Origin of the sequence: Mesobacillus maritimus, from assembly GCF_019749255.1 — a bacterium.
Taxonomy (GTDB): Bacteria; Bacillota; Bacilli; order Bacillales; family Cytobacillaceae; genus Mesobacillus_B; species Mesobacillus_B maritimus_A.
The window spans coordinates 96,241-120,231 of the sequence record NZ_JACWFH010000006.1; the positions used below are offsets into that span (position 1 = coordinate 96,241).

Genomic DNA, 23,991 nt, shown 5'->3' on the forward strand with positions numbered 1-23,991 from the left:
ATCTCATCTAGGGTCAGGTACGAAAAATTCTTTAGGTCATTGCTTTCAGTATAAGCAATGACCTTTTACTCTTTTACTATTCCATTTGGAACATATTTTACTTAGCGTTCGCATCTGGTTGATGTATACCAAATATATTTCCTTCAGGATCGATATAGTATCCTTGCCACGCCATCCCAGGAAGAGCATATTTTGGCAAAGCCACCTGTCCACCGTTAGCTAGGATTTTTGCTTCAGTTGAATCGTAATCTTCTACGCCCATTGTACATGCATAGCCATTCAATGCTTGTCCTGGTTGTGGCCGAGGACCTTGACGTTTCATCAATGCACCGTTAATTCCAGGCTCTTTATCGTCGCCAGTCACTGCGCCAAAATAAGGCATGCCTGCAAACTCGCTATAATCTTCATACTTCCATCCAAACACTTCTCCATAAAATGTTTTAGCTCGGTCCATGTCATCTACATGGATTTCAAAATGCAGTAATCTACCCATTTTCTACCTCCTAAGTTTTAAGAAACTAATGACGCTCCTACGTATTCAAAATATAGAAATTCCTCTCCATTATCGTAATAAAGGTCGAAGTTTATTCAATGAATTTGGAACGATTGTCCGTTTAATAATCACAAAACGTTTTTGTTAGTAAAAGAAACATTCATTTCTGCATATGTTGAATCAATGCATCCAAATCTTTCTCACAAGCCTTCTTAAAGGTTCCAGACATCATTTTACCGAAGAATTTCGTTAAACCTGTAAGTCCACTGATCTCTCCATTTAAGGTAATCTCAGTAACGCCCTCCGCGGAATTAAGTTTATAGGTATACACATATTCCCCTTTCCCTGTTGTCCCTTTTGTACCATCACAACGAAGTACAATTTTTTGGGGTGCATTTAATTCAACGACTTCAAAATGTTCGGTAGCCTTTGTTCCAAACATCTTTCTCGTTTCCTTCCACTCACTTCCCACTTTCAAAGGCCCCTCATCCAACCGTTGAATCCCGACAAACCCCTGCATCCAGTTTTTCGCTTCATCAAGGTCAAGCAACCCCTCGTACACTTTTTGTATAGGCTGTTTGGCTGTTTTTTTCACTTGGAATCTTATGCTCAAATTTCCACCCCCTTAACTCCTTGTTTTGCCAAATTTTCTCGTGTATTAGGTAATTCTACTTAGGAACAACAAAACCCTCCATTTTAAAATTAGAGGGTTTTGTTGACATATATTTTTTGATAACATATGCTTATTAATCTTTTTTACTATTAAACTGTATATCTTTTAAATTTGCATCTGGGACTCCGGCTTCAATGTAACTTCTTATTAATTTCCAATCATTGTTTTCTTGTTTCTTAAATGTTTGAAAAAATAAGCTAACAGTCTCTAGCTTCTTCCCCCCAATCACTAATGTAGCAGAGAGTATGGCCATTCCTTCATCCTTTCGTAATGGGATGATGGCAACTTCTTGTAAATCCCAACGGTTTCCTTTTTCTCTTGCAAACTCAAATCCTTGTTCCCAACCGGTTATCGCTTCTTCATACCCAAAGTCTATTCCCTCTCCACCTGAAATCTCTCTTGCTTTATAATCCTTGGAAAGGATCTTTTTTATGTCTGATAAAGATGAATTCCTCCAACTATCTAAATATGAATCAAGAAAAGTGCGAAATGACTCATCTCCCATATAAAAACGCCTCCTTAAACGAATACCATCTCATAGCCAAACTTTCATACTATGAAGTTGGTTATCTTTAAAAGTATTCAACCTTCTCTTCAACGTTTTCGATGACTGAATGAAGATCTGCATAGCCATGATACCGAACATAGATCACAACTTTTCCTTTGGAAGCAAAAACTTCCTTCGTCTCCTCTTTTTCATGTACCCTAATAAGGTCAAAGCCTGGATGATTCGTTGTCACTACATCTTCAGCACGATAATCATACGCATGTCTTTTAATTAAATCTTCTATAAGATTATCTGCCATTCCGGCTAGACTGAGATGATAAACCCTTGTATGGATACTTGGAGCATATTCACCACTTTCGTCCGCCCACACTTTACCTGGAACTACCCCAACTTCATCTGTTTCATATTGTACAGGTGCCAAGAGACTCCACTGATATGTATAGCGGTTGCCCCAATCAACATTGTCACTCATATAGGATGATTCATCGCGGACAAGAGCGGGATTCTTCTCAACATCAGCTAGTCTGACAATTGGTAAATGTGAACTTTCTTCTGGCAAGGTTTTCGTATCCATTTTCACAAGCTGATAGAATGGGATGATTGCGCTCAACCCCATAGCAAAGGTAAAAAGAAAGGCAATCATAGAATGCAATCGGTAGTGCTTCTTCCAAGGAGCATGGTGGTTAATCGGTTTCCCTTCCTTAAGGTCTTTTCGCAAAGTACGAATTGAAATAGCTGCTTGGAGCGAGGTATAAGCTAAATATCCAAGAAAGATGGATAAAATCGATTGTTGCATAACCCCGCCTTCAACCATAACAAAAGTCGGTGTCCCATCAAGAAACCAGATTGCAAACATCATCCCGATTAGTAAAATCATACCAAGAGTAGCTATGCTAGCATTCATCGTTAACTTTTTATCTAGTTCCTTTAAGGTAAAGGATTGCTCCGCTGGATCTGTATGTAGCTCTGGTGCATCAGAGTCTGAAGGGGATGAAAACACGTGAAAAGACTGATAACTAGTGACATACTCCCAGCCACTTTCTTCATATATATCTATTTGCTCGGACGCAATTCTCTTTTTTAAAGATACTTCAATTCTGTATCTCATGTTCTTTGGTTGCCCTTTTTCAAACCGCGCAAAATGAATTCCCATCTTTTTTAGATGTAGTCCCTTAGCGGCCAACTCTGAAAACCAGCTTTCATGCTCCCCGATTCGCCAATAGTCACTAGGACGAAGTTTGCGAACTGTTTTACTCAAACCCATCACCTTCCTCTAAAATCCTACTGTCTGCAATCAACGCTTTTAAGCGACCGTATTCCGTCCTCAGCGCTTGTTCTCCTTGTGTTGTAATTTGATAGGTTTTTCTTCGCCCATCATTTTCTGCTAAGGAGATGAGCCCGTCCTTTTGCATCCGTGAGAGAACGCCATAAAGTGTCCCTGGTCCCATGTTTACTCTGCCATTTGAAACTTCTGTAATAGCGTGCATCAGTTGATATCCATGGTTGGGGCGCATCAACGCCAGCAATACATAATACATGGCTTCCGTCATTGGCCCTCCATTGTATGCCATTCTATAAAGCCCTCCTCTCATTCTGCCTAATACTATGTACCTCGATATTATGTTATACGATATATCGTATAACATAATATATTTCCATGCAAGATTAAAAGGCTTTCTTACCTAGAAGCATAAGAAAAGCATGGGTGCCTCCTCCCATGCTTCATTTCATCTTCAGAATACTCCTGATAATTCCACTATATCCTGTGCATCGGCACAGATTTCCGGATAAAGCTTGAAGAATTTGCTCTTCATCTGGTGCTGGATGTTCATCAAGCAATGCTTTTACCGCCATAACCATCCCTGGGGTACAATACCCACATTGGAATCCGCCTTCTTCAAGAAAAGCATTTTGAATCGGGTGCAACCCATTTTGACTTAATGCTTCGATCGTCATAATCTCCTTTCCATTTACTTGATAGGCCCGGATTAGGCAGGCGTTCACTAGTTTTTTATCCATCATCACGGAGCAGGCACCACAACGACCGATTTCACATGAAATTTTCGTTCCTGTTAGCTGAAGATCCTCTCGTAAAATATCGACAAGACGTTTGGTAGCTTCTACTTCTATCGTTTGTTCCTGTCCATTTACACAAAGGGAAATGTTAATGAGCTGCTGTTCAAAAACATGTTCTTGCTGAATGGTCTGTTTTTTCATCATTAAATTCTCTCCCTTGATTGTAGAATTTCATCACGAGAAACCGGCAGTTTCGTCACCCAATGACCGGTTGCCTCATAGATAGCTCTTGCAATCGCAGGGGCCAGTGCGATTGTCCCAATTTCTCCAACCCCTCTTGGTCCGTATGAATCTCCCTCCCATAAGTCTTCAATCGCCCTTACATGCATGCTTGCTGGGATGTCTTGAATTCCAGGAATCAAATAACTATCAAAATTGTTCGTTACATACCTGCCTTCTTCCATCTGTGCTTCTTCTAATAACGTGTAGCCCAAAGCCATGATGGTTCCTCCTTCGATTTGCCCCAAATAACCGATTGGATTCACAACCGGACCAGCCGCTACCGCTTGATCGATATCGATTACCTTTACATGACCAGTCACAAGATTTACTTCTACCTTTACCGCCACCGCAGCAAACGAATATAAAAAATGTCCACCTGGGATTGCATTTGGTGTAGTCGGAAAATCAAATTGAGTCTCAACACTCACTGTCTTTTCTTCAGCAAGCTGTTTATAAGTAACCACCAGTTTTTCTTCGCTATTTTCACACAACCAAACGCCGTTTTCACCAAGAACCAACTGCTCTTTCGGATAATCTGAAATCGCCGAAGCTTGCGTAACCAGTTTTTCGATAAACGGGCCTTTCAAACGCTCAAGGCTGTGCCACACCATACTCGTCCCGCGAGAGGCGGTTGACGAACCGGAATGTGGGGCTTTATCTGTATCGCCAATGACAATTTCCAAGTCCGCTGTAGAACAACCAATTGCCTTCGTCGTCAATGTCTCGATGACTGCTAACAACCCTTGCCCCACTTCCTCAAAGCCAAACATGATTTGGATTTTTCCGTCCTGATTTAAAGCGATTTTTCCTCCAGCTGGATCTAGCCTTCCGAACCCGAGTCCCCCGCCATGCATGGTCAAGGCAACCCCAGTCCCGACTTTTTTCCAGCTGTCTTGTTTGTGTGCTTTTTCTGTTTTCAGCAGAGGAGAATGTGCAATTTCCTTTAAAACGAGTTCATCTCCATTTGTTGGCGCAATCTCCTGACCAACCGGACCACAATCCGTTGGTTTCCGGAGATTGCGTTTTCTCATCTCGAGCGGACAAATCCCAAGCTGATCCGCAAGGCGGTCGATTTGTCCTTCTAAGGCAAAGGTAATCTGATTGCCACCAAACCCCCGGAACTCCCCAGCTACCCCATTATTGGTAAAAAGACAAAACCCATGCGTTTCTACATTTGGAATCACATAAGGCCCAACGGCATGTTCGACAGCAAAATCAAGTACTGCCGGTCCAAGGGTCGCATACGCTCCAGTATCGGCAAGGATTCGTACCTGGTGTGCAAGCAGTTTTCCTTCTTTCGTCGCCCCTGTTTTTACGGTTATCTTCATCGGGTGTTTTTTTATCCCAGCACACACCGACTCTCTTCTCGATTGGTGAATTTTAACCGGACAGCCCGTTTTTAACGCTAATAAAGCTCCGTATGGCTGGATATTCAACTCATCTTTTCCGCCAAACGACCCACCCATTGGACTAGAAACAACGCGAATCTCTGTTTCCGGAAGATCCAAAATTCGCGAAAGTTGAAAGCGATCTTTGTATCCATGTTGCGTTCCCGCATAAACGCTTAGGCCATCTTCCTCAGGAATAAACAAACCGCCTTCTGTTTCCATATAAGCATGCATTTGTCGTGGAAGCTGATAGGTTTCTTCCACAACCACGTCACAATGGGGGAACGATTCATGGACATTTCCATTCACATATGAGGCTTGGTGAAGGAGATTTCCGTTTGGATGAAGGGGGATGCTAGAGGGGTCTAGTGCTTTTTCAGGATCGTCAATCACCGGAAGTGGCTCATAGTCTACTTCAATCAAGTGTAGAGCTTTCTCTGCGATTTCCGGCGTTATCGCCGCAACCGCCGCAATCGCATCGCCTACATATCGCACAACAGAATCGCAGAAAACAGGCTGATCTGGAAAAATCAAGCCAAATCCATTAAGACCAGGAACATCCTTGCTTGTGATTACGGCTTTTACACCTGGAAGTTGTTCTGCTTTTTCAACAGAAATATTCAAGATTTTCGCGTGAGGATACTGACTACGCAATACCTTGCCGTATAGCATTCCCTGAATCTGTAAATCTGTTAAATAGGATAGTTTTCCTGTCACTTTTTCGATGCCATCTGGACGGATACGAGATGTTTTTAGAATACTTGACGTATAATTACCCATGCTTTTCCCTCCATTTTTCCCATTCAACCATAAACAGGTTGGCCGCAACTTTTCGGCGATAGTCTTCTGCAAAAAACGCATCTGCAATCGGGTTGTACTCTTTTATTAGTTCTCCAGTGATTTGTTGAAGTGGGATGGTTTCGATATCTTGATGGTTTACTAGGTTCTCCGTTCTTCTTAACCTTCTAGGGATTGTCTCCCCGCCGCCAGCTGCAAGTATCAACGACACTCCATTTTCTTCTATTGAAAACCTGCCTGCGATCGTCACAACAGAAGCCGTAAATGCTTCTCTTCGTCCGACCTTATTGGCAAACTGGTGAGATTGAACAGATGCTTTTTGTTCCGTGATGATGATTTCCAATAGAAGAGAATCCTCTTTCTGCTTCAACCAATTTTCTAGTGAATCTCTCTTGATTTCATTTCCATCAAAGTAAAGGACTTCCGCATCCAATACCAATAAAGCTGGGATACTATCTCCTATCCTATTCGCGATGTTTCCGCCAATTGTTCCAAGATTCCGTACAGCTGGTGCAGCGATCGTCCCAATGCTATCCGCTAATAACGAACAATCATTTTGGATCAACGGATGTTTATGGCATTCTGCCAAAGAAACAAACGCACCGATATGGATGGTCTTCACCTGATGCTCCTGTAGAGAATAAATTTGCTTATATTCTTTTATTTCTCCAAGATGGATTAAGTGATCTGGATACTGGACTCCATTTTCCCATTTTGTCTGTAGAAATGTTCCTCCCATTATAAAAACAGAAGAATCCTTTACCGAAGCCTTAATTTCCCAAGCTTCATAAATATCTTTAGCTGACCATACTTTTGTTTCGAGCGTTCTCATTAAAGGATCTTCCTCCCCTCTATCAGCGCTTTTTGATAATCTTCTTGTGTATCGATATCAAAAAATGCAAGCTGATTCGTACTTGGAATCGTAATACCAGTATTTTGGTGATTTCGTATTAACTGACGAGCACCTTCATCGCCGGTTAATTTTACTAGTTCCGTAAAAACAAAGTTTGCAAATAAAACAGGCGGTTGTCTCAATCCACCATTTTCGAATGCAATAAACCCCGGACACTCTTCAAGTCCTATTGCCCTCCTATACGTATAAATCAACTCATTCACTACATCGGTTGACATAAAAGGTTGATCACCCAATAACAGGACCAGAGCATCTGCTTCTTGTTCTATCGCTTCTAATACCCCCGCTTTTAATGAATAAGCCTGCCCGAGTTGAGCATTTTCACTAGTACATACTGTCCAACGTCTTTTCCAATCACCTTTCTTTAAAATAGGATCAATCCAGGTTAACGAATCTTCCGGTTTTTTCACAACAAGTACATAATCGAGCATGGATTGAACGGCTGAAGTTAAACATAGACTGCCAATGTTTGAGGACCCAAGAGGGAGAGCAAGTTTATGATCGCCCATACGACTACTATTTCCGGCAGCAAGCAAGATGCCTACTATTTTAAGGCTCATATCACAGCCTCTACTTTCGTTTTAACGGAAATGCGATTTAACTGAATCAGTTCAGCCAAAATGCTTATCGCGATTTCCTCAGGACCTTCTGCCCCAATTTTCAACCCAACCGGTGTATAGAGGTTCGGCGGCAGCTGATTTGTTCCCAATAATCTCCGTGCTCTTTCCTTCGTTCCGACCATGCCAATGTATCGTAGATTCTTTTCCAGCAAATAGTGAAGAAATTCTCGATCACGTTCAAAATGATGGGTCATTAAAACAGCAAAATCATGAGCTTGAAACTGATAATCTAGGAATATTTCACTTGGAAACCCTGTTACTACCTCATCTGCATCCGGAAATTTTTCTTTGTTGCACAGGGCCGGACGCCAATCTATCACTGTCACACCAAATCCCGTTCTGCTCGCAAACTGGCTAAGCGGAATCGCGTCTGGACCTGCCCCTACAATTATTAGACGCGGTTTCGGATGAAACCATTGGAAATAGTAGTGGGTAGATAGTTCTTCTATATAGCGAAGCCCATTGTAAGGGTGATGGGTATCCATCCCTATCAAGCTATTGAAAAAATCTTTTTCCCCTTTTCCCCAGAACATGTGTTTATCGCCGATAAATGCATAGTCAGTTACCTGATAAACAGAGGTAAGCTTTTTTATTAACCTAATAGATTGACCTTGTATAAGCTGTTTTTGCAATTTTTTAAGGTTCAGGTAATAAGTGAAATCAATTTTTTCCAACAACACTGTGATGGATCCGTTGCACCCCGCTCCCTGCCCCCAATCAAGGTCGTCTTCACTTTTTAAGTTATAGGTAATAGAGACTGATTCTCCTGGTTTTAATTCTTCGGCACGCAACCGAACATCTTCTTCTAAACACCCACCACTTAAAATTCCCACCGTAGTGTCATGTTTGATTAACATTGTTGTGCCTTCTTTTCGATAAGCAGAGCCATCCACATCGATGATCGTCGCCAACACATCGCCTTCAGATGGTGCCGCATTTAAAATCTGGTGAATATTATCCATATCAGCACTACACCCCTTCGTTTCGGGATTGTTTCTTCCAACACAAGTCCGTAATGGTTAAGTTTTATATCCCATATTATCTCTAATTTCCCTATTTCCTTCTACATTCGTGTTATATTTTCTAACATAATCATTCTTTTTAAATGTCAAGTCACCTAGATTTTAAAAGAAAGGCCATCCTATCTTCCTTTACAATAAAAAAAGCAAGGCGATTATCAGTAGCTATCACCATGCTTTTTTATGTGAATTAGAGTTGTTTTTTATAATAATCATTGATTTAATGCACCATGAAGAGGATTTTTTTCTGATATGGAGCGTTTTATCCATCATCAAACGATCTCATAGACATTTGGTGCATCCTGACGAAGAGTTTTGTCCTTGATATGCTCTCTCATGAACACTTGGCACTTCCTCAAATATGATTTTGTCCTTGATATGCTCTCTCATGAACATTCGGTGCATCCTCAAATAGGGTTTTGTCTTTAACGATAAGTGCCACACTAGGTGTACCCATCAAATACCTCGACCGCCGATTCATTCAGCTTTTTTACTAATCAATGTGCCGTTTTCATTTGTTTCTTTCCCGGCTTCAACCAATCCCCAGTTCTATACTGTTCGATCACTTTGCCATTTTCATAGACAATTTCCCCTCTGTTGATTGTCAACTGTACACTGCACGGAAAGGTGTGCCCCATATAAAGGCTTTGTTTATGCCTAGCAAGAAAATTTTCTTCTGAAACGGTAAAAGACTCTGCCAATGATACCACCGCAAAATCAGCATCCATCCCTACTTCACTTCTTCCTTTTGAACTAAGATTAAATCTCTTCGCAGGAGCTTCTGCTACTAAACTAGCCACTTTCGTAAAGGGAATCTGATGTTCTAGAGCTAATTCTATTAAAGCTAATAAAGTAAATTGACCTCCACTGATGCCCCCCCAAGCTTCAAATAGGTTATGGAGGGTAGGATCCTTCAACCTATAAGGGGACGGGGAGTGATCCGATGCAATCATATCGAAATCTCCATTGATCAAGCATTGAATCAATTTTTCTTGTTCCCTTTTCTCTCGTAAGGGCGGAGCACATTTCGCAACAGCACCTTTTTCAACTAGATCAGTATGATTGAATAACAAATAGTGCGGACAAGTTTCGACCGTAACATCGAGTCCCTCAGCTTTTGCCTCGTTAATTTTTTCAACAGCTGCCGCCGAGCTAATATGAACAAAATGCAACGAACAGTCTGTTACCATCGCATAGGAGATTGCACGTTCCACTGCGACTACTTCCGCTACAATCGGGCGAGAAGCTAAATAATCATCTGCTGTAATCCTGCCTTGCTCCTGCTTTTCTTTCGTTAACATCTCGGTGATAGCTGCACTCTCGGCATGCAAAGCAAGGGTTTTCTCTAATGAAGCGATCTCTTTCATGCCCTCTATCAAACTATGATCATCCACTCGCTGAAACTCATCATTCCCACTATGCGATAAAAAAGCTTTAAACCCTATGACCCCCTCCTCAGCAAGTCCTTTTAGTTCAGCCAGATTCCCAGGAACAAGCCCACCCCATAACCCAAAATCAACGACGGATTTTACTTTTCCTTGCTTCGCTTTTTCAAACAAAGCTGGCTGATTAACGGTTGAAGGTATCCCATTCAAGGGCATATCAAAGAAAGTTGTACCACCACCTGCTGCCAACATCTTTGAACCTGTATCGAAGCCTTCCCAATCATCGCGACCAGGATCATTAAAATGAACATGAACATCAATCATCCCTGGAAAAATATACATTCCTTCTGCATCTCGTTCTTCTTTTCCTGTCCCTGAGAGCTGAGGTCTGATTTCTGCAATAACCCCGTCTTTAATGCCTATATCCAATTTCTTTACTTCATTCGGTAAAACAACCCGCCCATTTCGAATGATGAGATCATATTGCATCAAACTGTTCACCCTCTCTTTAAAGTATTCCAGTCTTTTTCCCTTCTGTTGCATACACATCAAGTGCTGCCTGTAAAGCTTCCCCACGATTCACGGCAACGGTATGACGGATAAGGACAGCTTCTAATGCTCCGAGAACCGCAAGAACATTTTCTTTCCGACAGCTATACCCCATCGTCCCAATTCTCCATATCTTCCCGTGCAATGGACCAAACGATGGAGCAATCTCAATACTAAAGTCCTCAAGCAGCATATTCCGAACACTTTCCCCATCTACTCCACCGGGAATTTCAATACAAGTCACACAAGGAAGCTTATGACGAGCATCTCCAAACAAACTCAATCCCATTGCCTCAATACCGGCAACCAAGGCTTTTTCATGAAGTTTATGCCGAGCAAACCGATTGTCTAAGCCTTCTCCCAAAACAAGACGCAATCCTTCATGCAAGGCGTAAATCATCGAAGTCGCTTCCGTATGGTGATTCAAACGGCGTGGACTCCAGTAGTCCATTAACATGCTTAGATCAAAATAATTGCTGGCAATCGCTAAGCGACTACGTTTGTACCGCTGGTCTGCTTCGGTCGCGATACCCGCTTCCACCTTTTTCCGCTCTAAAATCAATTTCTCAATTCGCTCATTGAAGGTAATCGGCGCCATCCCAGAAGGAACTGACAAACATTTTTGTGTCCCACCAATGATTCCATCAATCTGCCACTCATCGGTTTTCACCTCTACCCCGCCGATTGAAGCCACAGCATCGACGACTAACAGTACATCCTGTTCCCTGCAGGCTTTCCCAATTTCTGCTAAAGGCTGCATCCTTCCGGTCGAAGTTTCTCCATGTACGATAGCCACAATTTTAGGTGAAACCTTTGTAAGTTCTTCAATCAGGACTTGAGGATCAAAAACCTCACCCCATGGACATTGAATTGTATGAACTTCAGCTCCATATCGCTCACAGATTTCAACTAGCAGATGCCCAAATCGGCCATAAATCGGAACAAAAACTTTATCACCTGGTTCAATAATGCTCGCTAACAGCGCTTCATTCCCAGCACGCGAAGTACCATCAATCGGAAAAGCCCAATGGTTGTTTGTTTGAAACACCGCACGTTGCATAGCCATCACTTCATTCATCAATTTTGTAAAAGCTGGATCGAACTGACCTAAAATCGGGGTGCTCATCGCTCGTAATACCCGGGGATCCACCTCAACCGGACCTGGTGTCATGATCGTTCGATGTGGTGTATTTAATGGCTCATAGCCCATTTCTTATCACTCCTTTAGTAAGCTAATTTATATAAAACTTGTGTTAAAAGATCGATTCCCATCTCTAACTCTTTGACACTCGTAAACTCTTTTGGATTATGACTGATGCCACCCTGACTTGGAACGAAGATTAAATTGGTTGGGATTTTACTAGCAAAAATTTGGGCGTCATGCCCAGCACCACTGATGATTTCTTGAAAAGGGAGATTGTTTTTTTCGGCAACCATACTTATGTCTTTTACTAATTCTCTGTCCATCGACACAGGCTTAACGTCCATCCACTGCGAAACTTCGATTGTTGTCTCTAGTTCCTCAGCTTTATTTTTAAACTCCTTAAATAAGGTTTCCGTAAATTGATTTAACACTTCTTCTTTGTGATGACGGATATCAAGGCTAAATTCGACATCACCTGCTACTACATTCGGAACATTCGGCGCTACATCAACGCGACCGACAGTAGCGACTAAATCCGGATCCATTTCCTTCGCTTTCACCGTTAACAAGGCAATCAGCTGTGAAGCGGTCACCATAGCATCTTTTCGATATAACATTGGGGTGGTCCCGGCATGATTGCTTTCTCCTTTGATTTCAACTTGATATCGCCGCTGCCCAACAATATCGGTCACAACCCCAATGCTTTTTTTATTTTTTTCCAATACCATCCCCTGTTCAATATGAATCTCTAAAAACCGTTCAATATCGTTTCGGCAGGGTGATTGATAGTTGGCAGGGTCAAACCCATTTTGCTTCATAGCCTGAAAAAAAGAAATTCCATCTGCATCCTTTAACTCTTTCACATCATCAAGACTGTAAGCACCAATAGTATTTCTCGAACCCCAGAAAGCAAGCGGAAATCGACTCCCTTCTTCTTCACAAAAAGAAACTACTTCAATCGACTTCTTAGGAGATCCATAAGTTTCGGCTAATCTTGATACCGCAATCATACTGGCAATGATTCCATAAGCTCCGTCATATTTTCCACCTTCCACAACGGAATCCACGTGGGAACCCGTTAAAATCACGGGGCTTTCAGTGTCAGTGCCTTGCAATTTTCCATATAAGTTCCCAACACAATCAAAATAAGTGTTTAGTCCAAATTGTTCCATTTTCTCTTTTAGGGCCTGCTGCGCATGACCCCAGGCTTTTGAATACAACAATCGAGTGACGCCTTCATTTTTTGTTTTCCCAAATGATGCAAGCCACTCAATCAAATCCTGCACATTGTCATTTCCATATTGAAGTTCATTTGGATGAATAGTCATTCTCCCCTTCCTCTTACGTTATGTTTTATAACATATTAATGTAATATCATTTTACTCACTTTTCACTAAAACTTCATTGGCAGATTTATATGAATTTTCATATTTTTTTGTGCACATTCACTAAATTATGCTATTCTAGTTAAAAATGATCGAAGTTCAGTCTTATAAGGAAAGAAGGTTATTAGATTGAAGATTACTGAACTGTTCTCTGTACAGTCATTAAAAGAAATGAAGTTAATTGCGGGTGAAACAGGAAAAGAACGCGAAATAACAACCATTAACATGATGGATGCACCAGATATTATCCCTTTTTTAAACCCGAACGAATTTTTAGTCACAACCGCCTACCATATAAAAGACCAACCAGATAGACTACTAGATTTAATTCAAGCGATGGCGAACCGAGGCTGCGCAGCACTAGGAATCAAAACCAAACGATTTTTACACGAAGTTCCCAAAGAAGCATTAACCCTCGCCAACAAATTAGCTTTACCAATTATTGAATTACCTTATGAGCTATCACTTGGCGAAATTGTCAATCAGACATTACGAGCCATCCTAGATCACCGCGCTGGTGAATTAGCATCCGCCCTCGAAATCCATAAACATTTCACGAGCATCATCATGCAAGGGAAAGGAATTCATTCTTTACTAGAAAAATTGTCACAGTTGACCCAGCGCTCCGTTCACTTAGTAGACCATCATTTGATGCCGATTGCTGAACCCTGCACCCAACTAGAAATCTTCTCTAGTCTAAAAAGCGACCTCGATCAAGACATAAGACATTTAGCGTTAGCAACCAATAGAAACCTATCATTCTCGGTTATTAGCACAAAAGAAACGCACACCCTATTCCCAGTCAATATGAGCGAGAAAAAATCCGCCTTCCTGATTCTCACAGGATCTGTATCACAAGAAAATCACCTAGCCGTTTTAACAATTGAACAGGCCATTAACGTCCTCTCTTTCGCTCTAATGAAAGAACATGCCTTGAGGCAACACGAAAGAAGAATTCGCAACGATTTTTTCCTTCAATATTTGGACGGCGCCTTTACCAGCAACAACGAAATCATTAATCGAGCAAAAGAATATTCCCTCCCAAACGATACTGATTACCTTTGCGTCGCAGGAAAATTAGACAACGAAAATAACGATCATATGTATACACAACGAAAACAAACATCAGAAACACCATTCGAATTTATCGAGGACATGATACATCGGAACATCACAAACGTCCATTTTTTCACAAAGAACAACACCTGCATTTTATTATTTGAAATGCCCACCCAACAGCACGAACTCGTCTTGCAGACTATCCAAGAAAAAGTCGCGAAGACATTTGAACAAACCATTTCTTTTGGGGTAAGCAATCTTTGCTACTCATTTATTAAAGTTCAAACAGCATACCAAGAGGCAGTCGAGGCTCTTTCACAAGGGGAACGATCGAAGAAAATAAGTTTCATCCAGCACTTTCAAACAAAAGACCTCACAGAATTGTTGCGACTAATTCCCGAGAAGGAAATGAGCCATTTTTACAACTATACGTTCAAAGACTTCTCGACCTGCAAACCAGAGGAAAAAGAATCGTTACTTCAAACCCTTTTTGTTTACCTAGAAACCCATTGCCAGATCTCAGAAACCGCAAAAAGATTGTTCATCCACCGAAACACCGTCGTCTATCGAATAGATAAATGCGAAGAACTCCTCGGGAGAAGTTTAAAAGACCCAGAGGCCACTTTACAATTACGAGTCGCCTTCCAGATACAGAAACTTCTAGCCCCTCGTTTACACATTCATAATCATGAACCAAAAACCTAAGGGTATCCTTAGGTTTTGTTATTTTCAACCCCTCTTGTGCACTTTGCACATTAACAGAACTGAATTTCAGCAAAATAAACCATGACAATATCCAGAAAATTCTTTAACATGTAATTTATATTAACACTATATGTTATGTTTCCTAACATGAGTTAAAAGGAGGAGTTAACATGGGCAAAAAAAACAAGCCATCTAAAATTTTCTCATTAGGTTTACAACATGTCCTTGCAATGTATGCCGGCGCTATCTTAGTCCCTATTATTGTAGGAGGTGCATTAGGTTTTTCTCCTGAACAGCAAGCATTCCTTATTTCGATTGACTTATTAACCTGCGGTATCGCTACCTTATTGCAATCTGTGAAACATAAGTATTTCGGAACTGGTCTTCCTATTATCATGGGAACTTCTTTTGTGGCCGTATCTCCGATGATAACCATTGGAAGCAATTACGGGATCACTGCAATCTACGGGGCGATTATTGCGACAGGCTTATTCATTCTCCTTTTCTCAAACGTGTACGGAAAATTAGTGAAACTTTTCCCGCCGATTGTGACCGGTACGGTTGTCATCATCATTGGATTGTCACTGATTCCTACCGGCATCAAAAATATGGGTGGAGGCGCAAACAGTGCTGACTTTGGCTCTGCCGAAAACTTATTACTCTCTTTTGGAGTTCTAGCATTCATTTTATTGATGAATCGCTTCTTTAAAGGTTTTCTTCGTTCCATTTCTGTCTTATTGGGGATCATTCTTGGAACCATAATGGCTACTTTTATGGGAAAAGTCCAGCTGCAACCTGTTATGGATGCTGCTTGGTTCCATCTTCCTGCCCCCTTCCATTTTGGTGTTCCAACTTTTGAAATCGTTCCAATTTTAACCATGATATTAGTGGGTACGGTTATCCTTGTTGAATCAACTGGTGCGTTTCTTGCTTTAGGGAAAATGAAACAGCAAGAATTAGGTGAAGAAGACATCACAAGAGGGTATCGAGCGGAAGGAATGGCTTTTATGCTTGGAGGTATTTTTAATGCTTTTCCTTATAGCACTTTTGCCCAGAACGTTGGGCTTGTTCAATTGTCAAAAGTAAAAACAAGTAAAGTCACGATTGCAGCAGGCTTCATATTAATCGCACTCGGGTTGGTTCCAAAAATTGCCGCGCTTGCAACCTTAATCCCTACAGCCGTTTTTGGTGGAGCTACGGTTGTCATGTTTGGAATGGTCGTCTCCTCCGGTATTCGTATGCTCAATGGTGTTGATTTTACCAATAATAGCAACCAACTCATTATTGCCTGCTCAATATCATTAGGCTTAGGAGCGACTGTTGTACCTGAATTATTCGCTGTTCTACCAGAAACCCTTCGAATTGTTGTCGGCGACGGGATTATCACTGGAAGCCTTGCCGCCATCCTTCTCAATCTGTTCTTAACAAAAAGAAAAGCAAAACAAGTCAAAGTTATCCAAGACTCAAGTTTAAAACCAAACTTAAAAAGCTCATAAAAAGGAGTGTTGAAGTTGCGAACGATTGATGAACTAAATGCATTAGACAGAGTATCATTTATTGAAAGGTTAGGAGGTATTTTTGAACATTCACCCTGGGTAGCTGAAAAAGCTTGGGATTCAAAACCCTTTACATCCGTCATGCATCTCCATAAGGAAATGGTTCAGGTTGTTGAAACTTCCTCAACAACACAAAAACTAGCATTGATTCAAAGTCATCCAAATTTGGGGGATACTGTTCAAATGAGTGAGGATTCAGTGAACGAACAAAAAGGTGCTGGGTTAACAGACCTTACTCCTGAAGAATATGCAAAATTTATTAATATGAATCAACAGTACTTGGATACCTTCGGCTTCCCGTTTATCTTAGCTGTCCGCGGGAAAAACAAACACGATATTTACAAAGCTATGGAAGAAAGAGTTCATATCGATAAAGAAAGTGAATTTGAGACGGCTCTACATGAAATCTATAAAATTGCCTTGCTTCGATTAGAAGAAAAATTCATGACCAATGTTCAAAAAACCTGATGAATGTGAAAGGAATGGTAGCTATGAGTTTAGAAGAGTTAAAGGAACGCGTGAAAAATGATCTTTCTTATTTAAATTTTAGAACCGCCGAAGATTGGCTTCAACCATTAAAACATTCAGAAGGACATGTGTATGATGTCGTAATTGTTGGTGGCGGACAAAGCGGCTTAGCTGCTGCTTTCGCGCTTTTACGGGAAAGAATTTCGAATATCCTAATTCTTGATGAAAATCCTGAAGGGTATGAAGGGCCATGGGAAACGTACGCCAGAATGGTTACCTTACGAACACCCAAACATCTCACATCCATTGACCTTGGAGTCCCCTCCCTAACCTTCCGATCTTGGTGGGAAGCACAAGTTGGCCCAGAAGGATGGGAGAAAGTCGATAAAATTCCCCGCAGCGATTGGATGGCGTATCTTCGCTGGTACCGTCAAATCCTTCAATTACCTGTCATCAATGAAGTAAAATTAACATTAATTCGCCCCCTAGAAGATAATATTCATCGCTTACACATTGATGGTCCAGGAGCCCCTGCTGATCAAATATTAGCTCGCAAGGTGATTTTAGCTACTGGGATTCAAGGTGGTGGCGAATGGCATGTTCCACTGATGATTTCTGAAAATTTGCCAAAGAACCTTTACGCACATCCTTCCGAAACCATTGATTTTAACAGATTAATAGGAACGAAGATTGCGATTTTAGGTGGCGGCGCATCTGCTTTTGATAATGCAAATTTCGCGCTATCAATAGGTGTTTCAGAGGCCCATGTGTTTATTCGCCGAAAAGAAATACCGCGGATCAATCCTATTCGTCAAATGGAAATGTCAGGGATGATTGAGCGGTACCATTCTTTAAATGACGCCGAAAAGTACGCCGTTATGGCTCATTTCTTTAAAAACAATCAACCACCAACCAATGACACATTTAATCGTGCTGCTTCTTGGCCGGGGTTTAAACTCCATTTAGGTGCACCATGGCTTGATGTCAAAGAGACCGCAGAAGGCGCGAAAGTAAAAACTCCGCACGGGACCTTTACGTTTGACTTTCTACTCATTAGTACCGGTTTGCTGACAGATCCCGCTTTACGCCCAGAGTTAAAATTGATTGAACCACATATATTACGTTGGCGAGATGTATATCTAGCTCCAGATGAACTTGTCAACCCTGTACTTGATGCTCATCCCTACCTAAGCCCAGGTTATTCGTTCATGAGTCGAGAAGAAGCAGGCAAAAAACATGTACATGGAATATACGCTTATAACTATTCCGCCTTAATTAGCAATGGAATCACTGCTTCTGCTCTATCAGGAATGAGATTCGGAATCCCTCGAATGGTAAGTGCTATTGCGGATGAACTTTTTCAAGATAATCGCGAACATATTCTAAAAAACTATTTTAAATATCAAGAAAAGGAATTTATAGGGGACTGGGCAACAACACAACACACCAAACAGGACAGCGCTGTTTCTGTTGCAAAAGAATGAAGGAAGGAAAGCAAATCTACCTTGTGTTCGAAGCAAGGTAGATTTGCTCTGAGTCACTTTATTATGAGAGGAGAAAAAAGATGACTGGATTAACCACACATTTATTAGATTTAACACATGGCACACCAGCAAACGATGTCACCATTGAACTATTCTATCAAGCAGACCCGAGCTCCGAGTGGAAACTAGTTAAAACTGCTGTAAGTAATTCAGATGGACGCCTTGATGAACCCTTTCTCACTGGTGAAGAAATAAGCATCGGAAATTATGAAATGATTTTCCATATAGGAGCCTATTTTCGAAAAAAAGAAGTCAAACTTCCAGATCCTCCTTTTTTAGAACTCGTCCCTATCCGTTTTGGAATTTCAGATACAAATAGACACTACCATGTCCCCTTGCTAGTATCACCTTGGGGCTATCAGGTGTATCGCGGGAGCTGAGGCAGATTGCGTTTCATTGTATCCAGTGCGGAGGGAGGATTAGGGAGGTTTTTGACTCCCCATTTCTCATTCGTGAATTAATTCTTCCAATAGCACGTTTTTTAAAAGTTTCCCTTTCACAAAACCTAAAACTCATACATTTGATTTTTAAGAAGTTTTCCTCAAAAAAGTGATACTTTTATGTATTGAGTGCACTTCTTTTTTTACTATGTTCACCTCTTCAATTCGTTCATAATGATTGTTATAACTATTGTTCGATTTAATAGACAGCTATCCCTGAATAAAAGAAACAATAGAGGGTAGGTTATAAAAATAAAAGAGGTGATAAACATGGATAACATGATGAACCAAAATGAAATTGAAACTTTAAGAGAGTTAATTAAAGATGTAGACACGGCAATGTTGACTACAGCTACTGAAGAAGGACTTGTTTCTCGTCCCATGAAAACGCAGGAAGTAGAGTTTGATGGGGACTTGTGGTTTTTCACTAAAAAAGAGACAAATAAATATGAAGAAATATTACATAATCAAGATGTTAATGTAGCATATGTAGGTAAATCATATGTCTCCATCCGTGGAAAAGCGGAAATCGTTGAAGATATAAACAAGAAAAAGGAATTGTGGAGCAAAGTATATGAGAAAATGATGGAAACTTCTTATGAGGATCCTAACCTTATCTTGTTAAAGATAAACGTTGAAGCAGCTGAATATTGGGACTCAGGAAATCTTATTAAAAAGATTGGCTTTTACTATAAACGCATGACTGGGCAAAGTTCTAAGTCAACAGATATAAATGAAACAATTGAATTGAATCATTAACTTTCAAGTATGGGTTGTCTGGTATAGGACAATCCGTTTTGCTTTGAAAAGCCCTTCATGCCTTTAAGGACTTTATATCCCTACAAATAGTAGCCCAATTCTAATGCGAATTGGACTACTATTCAATGTTCAACTTCTATTGCTGTTCTGAGCTGTCACGCTAAAAAAATCGCTCCAAACACCAATCCTCCAACTATTACAAAGGCCGGATGCACTTTCCACTTTTCTAAAATAAATAAAGTTAAAATAGCGATAAAAAAGGTTTCCCATAGACCAATTGAAGAATAAGACTCATAGAAAAAGTCAAAAGTGAGCGTGCCCATTAAGATGGCAACAGCAGGTAAAACCACTTTGGATAATCTTTTGACTCTTGGGGAATCTTTATAGCGATAAATTAGACTTAATAATAAGACCATTAACAATAAAGATGGGGCCACCGTCGCAAATAAGGCAACAATCGCACCGAAAACTCCTCCGACTTCAAAACCAATATAGCCAGCCATTTTCGTTGCAATAGGACCTGGAAGAGAATTTCCTAATGCTAACACTTCACTAAATTGACTCGTCGTCATCCACCCATAATGGGTGACCACTTCATGTTCAATTAAGGGAATTGTAGCAGGTCCCCCTCCATAGCCAACAATGCCAGGGATTAAAAACGCTAAAAAGATGTGTAAATAAATCATAGTCCCTCACTTTTTCCTTCGACATGAACTTCGATTTTCTTCTTTTTATCAGGTAAAACTAAAGCACCTACCAACAACACACCAATGACAATTCCAGGATGTAGTTGAAGCACAATAATCGAGAGGAAACTGACAATTAACAAGATCCCGCCATTTATCCACCCTAACCCTTCCTTCGCCTTTTTCAAGAAACTCCAGGTGAGAACCCCCATCATCACACCCACAATGGGTACAACAGCATGGGTCATCCCTTGTACATTTGGATTGTCTTTAAATTGATTGAAGGAGGTTAGTAGCGCAAGCATTAGCAGAACCGTAGGTAAAACCGTTGCGAACATGGCAACGAGTAAGCCTAAGATTCCTGCGATTCGATAGCCTATATACCCTGCCATCTTAGTTGCAATTGGCCCTGGCAACGTATTTCCGAGTGCCAATACATCGCTAAACTCCTCATCATTCATCCATTTGAAAGTCCCAACCACTTCCTTATGAACAAGTGGGATCGTGGATGGGCCTCCCCCGAACCCTAACATCCCTGAACGGAAGAAGGCGATGAATATATTGATATAAAGTTTCATGATTATAAACCACCTTTTAAAAAATCACATAAGTACATCGATAGAGTCTGAGAGTTAAAAGCCTAATGCCGCGCCATCGCCACGAGGGTCAGCACCACCGAATTTTACACCAGTCTGTTGATCAATTTTAATTGCTCCTGCATGGCCCATCACGTCGGTAAAATCCTCAAGGACCTCCACTTCATGCCCTCTACTCTGCAAGTTTGAACGTATTTCTTCCTCAATTCTTCCTTCTAGCTTCAAGCTGTTTGACGAAGCACCCCATGTTCTTCCATACAACCATCTTGGCGCTTCAATCGCAGCTTGAATCGGAAACTTGTAATCTAGAATTCTCGTTACCAGTGCAGCTTGTGTTTGTGGTTGGCCTTCTCCACCCATCGTCCCGTACACTAAATAAGGAGCTTCGTTTTCAAACAACATTGCCGGGTTTAAGGTATGGTAACAGCGTTTTTTCGGTTGCAAACTATTCACATGTGTTTCATCTAATGAGAAAAAGCTGCCGCGGTTTTGGAGAACAATTCCGGTATCTTTCGGAATAAACCCTGAACCAAATTCATGATAAATGCTTTGAATCATCGATACAGCATTTCCCTCTTTGTCCACGACTCCAAGCCAAATCGTATCTCCTTTTGGATCCAATTGATGTTGTACAGATTTCACACTAGTAAAATCAATCGAATTGGCTAACTCGCTCCCTCTTTGAACCGATAAAAGTTCATCTAGTGGAATGTGCGCAAATTCTGGATCGGTTAAGTATTGATCGCGGTCGACAAACGCTCGTTTCGTTGCCTCCACAAGCAGGTGATAATAATCCGCCGACCCTTCTTCTGTAAGAGATAAATCAAACTGATTTAAGATGTTTAGAATACTAAGCGATGCAAAGCCTTGTGTATTTGGTGGCAGATTGTACACCTGATTGCCTCGATACCGAACGGATATCGGATCCACCCAATCGGAACGATGATTGTAAAAATCCTGATCTGTTAACAAGCCACCATGTTTTTGTAGATCCTGAGCAATCAGCTTTGCCAACTCGCCTTTATAAAGGTAGGAACTTCCCTCACTTGCGATGCCTTCTAAGGTTAAAGCTAAATCAGATTGTCTCATCACTTCCCCAGCTTGATAAGCGAATCCGTTCGCTTTTAAAAAAATCTTCGTAAACTCCGGAAACCGTTGGAGATGTCGAAATTCATCATCTTGTTGATTGAGATTGACATTACTCCAATATTCCTGACTCGGCGTGACCGGAAAACCCTCTTTTGCATACTGAATTGAAGTTTCGAGCAATTGACTCCAGTCCACGGTTCCGTTCATCTCTGTTTTTGAATACTGAAAAGCCTCTTCCCAGCCAGCCACAGCCGCCGGAACCGTATTCGCCGCAAGTGCTCCTCTAGAAGGAATTTTATGATAGCCTTGATCTTGATAAAAAGAAATCGTCGCCTTTTCTCCTGAACGTCCACTGCTATTTAAGCCTTTTAATTCTTTCTTTTTTGCATTATACACAAGCCAAAAATTATCTCCGCCTATTCCATTCATATGCGGGTAAACGACTCCAATTGTTGATGCCGCGGCAATCGCCGCTTCAACTGCATTCCCGCCTTCTTGAAGTACTTTCAACCCTGCTTGCGATGCCAAATAATGCGGCGTCGTGATCATCCCATTTGTACCCATTGTGGTCGGTCGATAAGAATGTTTCCTATCTTTCATTATAAAAGATCCTCCTCGTAGCAAAATAAGTATTTTCTCAAAGGAGCCGGCTCTAGGATGTACACAACAATAATTGTTGAAAATAGCTGACTATCTTTCAAAACCAGCAATATTTTTCTCTGACAGAATACTTACCAGTGTAGATACCCATTTCAATAGTTGAAGATCTTGATGTTGATTGCTAATAAACGATAACCCAATCGGCAGGCCTTGCTTATTTTTAAAAGGAATGGTGATTTGCGGAAATCCTGATAAGCCGGCGATACAAGTTAATTGCATCGTTTTCGTCCGATGTTGTTCCAACAGCTCTCCCTTTAAATTCATTAATGGGGCTTCACCAGGAGAAGTGGGAAGAACAAGCAAACCATTCTCTTTTAAAATAGTGGATAGGTGCTGCCTAATCTTTGCCTGTTTTTCCTTTAAAGCATGCCACTCTTCTGAATTTAACGCGGAAGTCCAGGCAAACCTTTCGGCTATTCCGGGACCAAACACAGGCCTCTCACTTTCAATCCAGCTTCCATGTTCTTTCCATATTTCGATTCCTTGGATGGAACGAAATAATTCAGCCCATGTTGAAAGTCCTTCAGGTGATAGCTTAACAGACTTCTTGCTACAACCCATTTCTTCTAAGATGGTAGATACTTGTAATAAACTATTTCTAGACTCCTCATCCATGAACGTCCATGCTTCTTCTTCAAAAAACACCTGTGTAAACGGAACATGGGTAGGGGCCTTCTGATTCATGAGGACTTCTCCTACTTTTACCAAGGTGTTTAAATCTTGCGACATCCACCCTACCGTATCAAAACTTTTCGCAAGCGGAATCACCCCGTCGATAGTAACCTTCTCATAAGTTGGTCGGAACCCATATACTCCACAATAGGACGATGGAATTCGCACAGACCCACCTGTATCCGTACCAATCGCAAAATTGACGGTTCCCGCAGCGGCTGCAACAGCAGAACCACTTGAAGAGCCACCTGGAATTCGTCCAGGAGCCTTCGGGTTCACGGGAGTGCCATAGTGGAAATTTTCACCATTTAAACTATACATCAATTCGTCCGTATGAGCCGTACCTGTTAGACGTGCTCCATTTTTTAATAGTGTTTCAATGACCGGTGCGTTTCGTTCTCCTAGTGAGTGGGTTATGTACCAATCTGGGTTCCCTGCCGTATTTTTATAATCTTGAATCTCAAATACATCTTTCACCGCAAACGTTAATCCATCTAAACTTCCTCTTCCTGTTGGTTCTAAAACTAGGTTTTGTTTAACAAACGCATTCCATCGATCTGCCAACTCAACTCACCTACCATTCT

The 23,991-nt window shown here is 41.2% G+C and carries 23 protein-coding genes; 6 read left to right on the top strand and 17 right to left on the bottom strand.

What is annotated here, in order from left to right:
• Nucleotides 1–97: 97 nt before the first annotated feature.
• The 13 genes from H0185_RS02800 to allC form a co-directional block, all read right to left on the bottom strand.
• A complete protein-coding gene (locus H0185_RS02800; protein ID WP_221871001.1) occupies nt 98–493 on the bottom strand; it encodes a VOC family protein in 396 nt (131 codons plus the stop codon).
• Between the two features lie 160 nt (nt 494–653).
• Nucleotides 654–1,106: an SRPBCC family protein gene (locus tag H0185_RS02805; RefSeq protein ID WP_221871004.1), complete on the bottom strand. Its 453-nt coding sequence runs from the start codon at nt 1,104–1,106 to the stop codon at nt 654–656.
• A 133-nt stretch (nt 1,107–1,239) separates the two neighbouring features.
• Complete coding sequence (locus H0185_RS02810; RefSeq protein WP_221871006.1) at nt 1,240–1,671, bottom strand: flavoprotein; 432 nt, start codon at nt 1,669–1,671, stop codon at nt 1,240–1,242.
• Between the two features lie 67 nt (nt 1,672–1,738).
• A complete protein-coding gene (locus tag H0185_RS02815) occupies nt 1,739–2,932 on the bottom strand; it encodes a DUF2812 domain-containing protein (RefSeq protein WP_221871008.1) in 1,194 nt (397 codons plus the stop codon).
• Nucleotides 2,925–3,245 carry a PadR family transcriptional regulator gene (locus H0185_RS02820; protein ID WP_221871010.1) on the bottom strand — a complete coding sequence of 107 codons (321 nt, stop codon included), beginning with the start codon at nt 3,243–3,245 and terminating at the stop codon, nt 2,925–2,927. The genes H0185_RS02815 and H0185_RS02820 overlap by 8 nt, the downstream gene beginning before the upstream one ends.
• Before the next feature lie 151 nt (nt 3,246–3,396).
• Nucleotides 3,397–3,894, bottom strand: coding sequence for a (2Fe-2S)-binding protein (locus H0185_RS02825; RefSeq protein WP_246628974.1), 498 nt, complete (start codon nt 3,892–3,894; stop codon nt 3,397–3,399).
• Nucleotides 3,894–6,140 carry a xanthine dehydrogenase subunit D gene (pucD, locus tag H0185_RS02830; protein ID WP_221871012.1) on the bottom strand — a complete coding sequence of 749 codons (2,247 nt, stop codon included), beginning with the start codon at nt 6,138–6,140 and terminating at the stop codon, nt 3,894–3,896. Before pucD ends, H0185_RS02825 begins: the two co-directional genes overlap by 1 nt.
• The gene (locus tag H0185_RS02835) at nt 6,133–6,990 is read right to left on the bottom strand and encodes an FAD binding domain-containing protein (protein ID WP_221871014.1); all 858 of its coding nucleotides are present in this window, start codon (nt 6,988–6,990) and stop codon (nt 6,133–6,135) included. The genes pucD and H0185_RS02835 overlap by 8 nt, the downstream gene beginning before the upstream one ends.
• Nucleotides 6,990–7,631, bottom strand: coding sequence for a nucleotidyltransferase family protein (locus tag H0185_RS02840; RefSeq protein ID WP_221871016.1), 642 nt, complete (start codon nt 7,629–7,631; stop codon nt 6,990–6,992). Before H0185_RS02840 ends, H0185_RS02835 begins: the two co-directional genes overlap by 1 nt.
• Complete coding sequence (locus tag H0185_RS02845) at nt 7,628–8,653, bottom strand: XdhC family protein (protein WP_221871018.1); 1,026 nt, start codon at nt 8,651–8,653, stop codon at nt 7,628–7,630. The genes H0185_RS02840 and H0185_RS02845 overlap by 4 nt, the downstream gene beginning before the upstream one ends.
• A 554-nt stretch (nt 8,654–9,207) precedes the next feature.
• On the bottom strand, nt 9,208–10,587 hold the full coding sequence (locus H0185_RS02850) for an allantoinase (protein WP_221871020.1): 1,380 nt from the start codon (nt 10,585–10,587) through the stop codon (nt 9,208–9,210).
• A 16-nt stretch (nt 10,588–10,603) separates the two neighbouring features.
• Complete coding sequence (locus tag H0185_RS02855; RefSeq protein WP_221871022.1) at nt 10,604–11,854, bottom strand: pyridoxal-phosphate-dependent aminotransferase family protein; 1,251 nt, start codon at nt 11,852–11,854, stop codon at nt 10,604–10,606.
• Between the two features lie 14 nt (nt 11,855–11,868).
• Nucleotides 11,869–13,116 carry an allantoate deiminase gene (allC, locus tag H0185_RS02860; protein WP_221871024.1) on the bottom strand — a complete coding sequence of 416 codons (1,248 nt, stop codon included), beginning with the start codon at nt 13,114–13,116 and terminating at the stop codon, nt 11,869–11,871.
• Nucleotides 13,117–13,302: 186 nt separating this feature from the next.
• Here allC and H0185_RS02865 point away from each other — a divergent pair, with 186 nt between their 5' ends.
• The 6 genes from H0185_RS02865 (at nt 13,303) to H0185_RS02890 (ending at nt 19,704) form a co-directional block, all read left to right on the top strand.
• Complete coding sequence (locus H0185_RS02865; RefSeq protein WP_221871026.1) at nt 13,303–14,937, top strand: PucR family transcriptional regulator; 1,635 nt, start codon at nt 13,303–13,305, stop codon at nt 14,935–14,937.
• A 170-nt stretch (nt 14,938–15,107) separates the two neighbouring features.
• The gene (locus H0185_RS02870) at nt 15,108–16,433 is read left to right on the top strand and encodes a nucleobase:cation symporter-2 family protein (protein WP_221871027.1); all 1,326 of its coding nucleotides are present in this window, start codon (nt 15,108–15,110) and stop codon (nt 16,431–16,433) included.
• 15 nt (nt 16,434–16,448) lie between these two features.
• Nucleotides 16,449–16,961 carry a 2-oxo-4-hydroxy-4-carboxy-5-ureidoimidazoline decarboxylase gene (gene uraD / locus H0185_RS02875; protein ID WP_221871029.1) on the top strand — a complete coding sequence of 171 codons (513 nt, stop codon included), beginning with the start codon at nt 16,449–16,451 and terminating at the stop codon, nt 16,959–16,961.
• 23 nt (nt 16,962–16,984) lie between these two features.
• The gene (locus H0185_RS02880) at nt 16,985–18,445 is read left to right on the top strand and encodes a flavin-containing monooxygenase (protein ID WP_221871031.1); all 1,461 of its coding nucleotides are present in this window, start codon (nt 16,985–16,987) and stop codon (nt 18,443–18,445) included.
• A gap of 80 nt (nt 18,446–18,525) precedes the next feature.
• Entirely contained in the window at nt 18,526–18,885 is a 360-nt protein-coding gene (gene uraH, locus H0185_RS02885; protein WP_221871032.1) for a hydroxyisourate hydrolase, read from the top strand.
• A gap of 330 nt (nt 18,886–19,215) precedes the next feature.
• Entirely contained in the window at nt 19,216–19,704 is a 489-nt protein-coding gene (locus tag H0185_RS02890) for a pyridoxamine 5'-phosphate oxidase family protein (RefSeq protein ID WP_221871034.1), read from the top strand.
• A 155-nt stretch (nt 19,705–19,859) separates the two neighbouring features.
• Here H0185_RS02890 and H0185_RS02895 read toward each other — a convergent pair whose 3' ends face one another.
• The 4 genes from H0185_RS02895 to H0185_RS02910 form a co-directional block, all read right to left on the bottom strand.
• Nucleotides 19,860–20,390, bottom strand: a complete 531-nt coding sequence (locus tag H0185_RS02895; protein ID WP_221871036.1) for a chromate transporter — start codon at nt 20,388–20,390, stop codon at nt 19,860–19,862.
• Nucleotides 20,387–20,968, bottom strand: coding sequence for a chromate transporter (locus H0185_RS02900; RefSeq protein WP_221871038.1), 582 nt, complete (start codon nt 20,966–20,968; stop codon nt 20,387–20,389). The genes H0185_RS02895 and H0185_RS02900 overlap by 4 nt, the downstream gene beginning before the upstream one ends.
• A 54-nt stretch (nt 20,969–21,022) precedes the next feature.
• Nucleotides 21,023–22,675: a gamma-glutamyltransferase gene (gene ggt, locus H0185_RS02905; RefSeq protein ID WP_221871041.1), complete on the bottom strand. Its 1,653-nt coding sequence runs from the start codon at nt 22,673–22,675 to the stop codon at nt 21,023–21,025.
• A gap of 90 nt (nt 22,676–22,765) precedes the next feature.
• Complete coding sequence (locus H0185_RS02910; protein WP_221871043.1) at nt 22,766–23,971, bottom strand: amidase; 1,206 nt, start codon at nt 23,969–23,971, stop codon at nt 22,766–22,768.
• Nucleotides 23,972–23,991 lie beyond the last annotated feature (20 nt).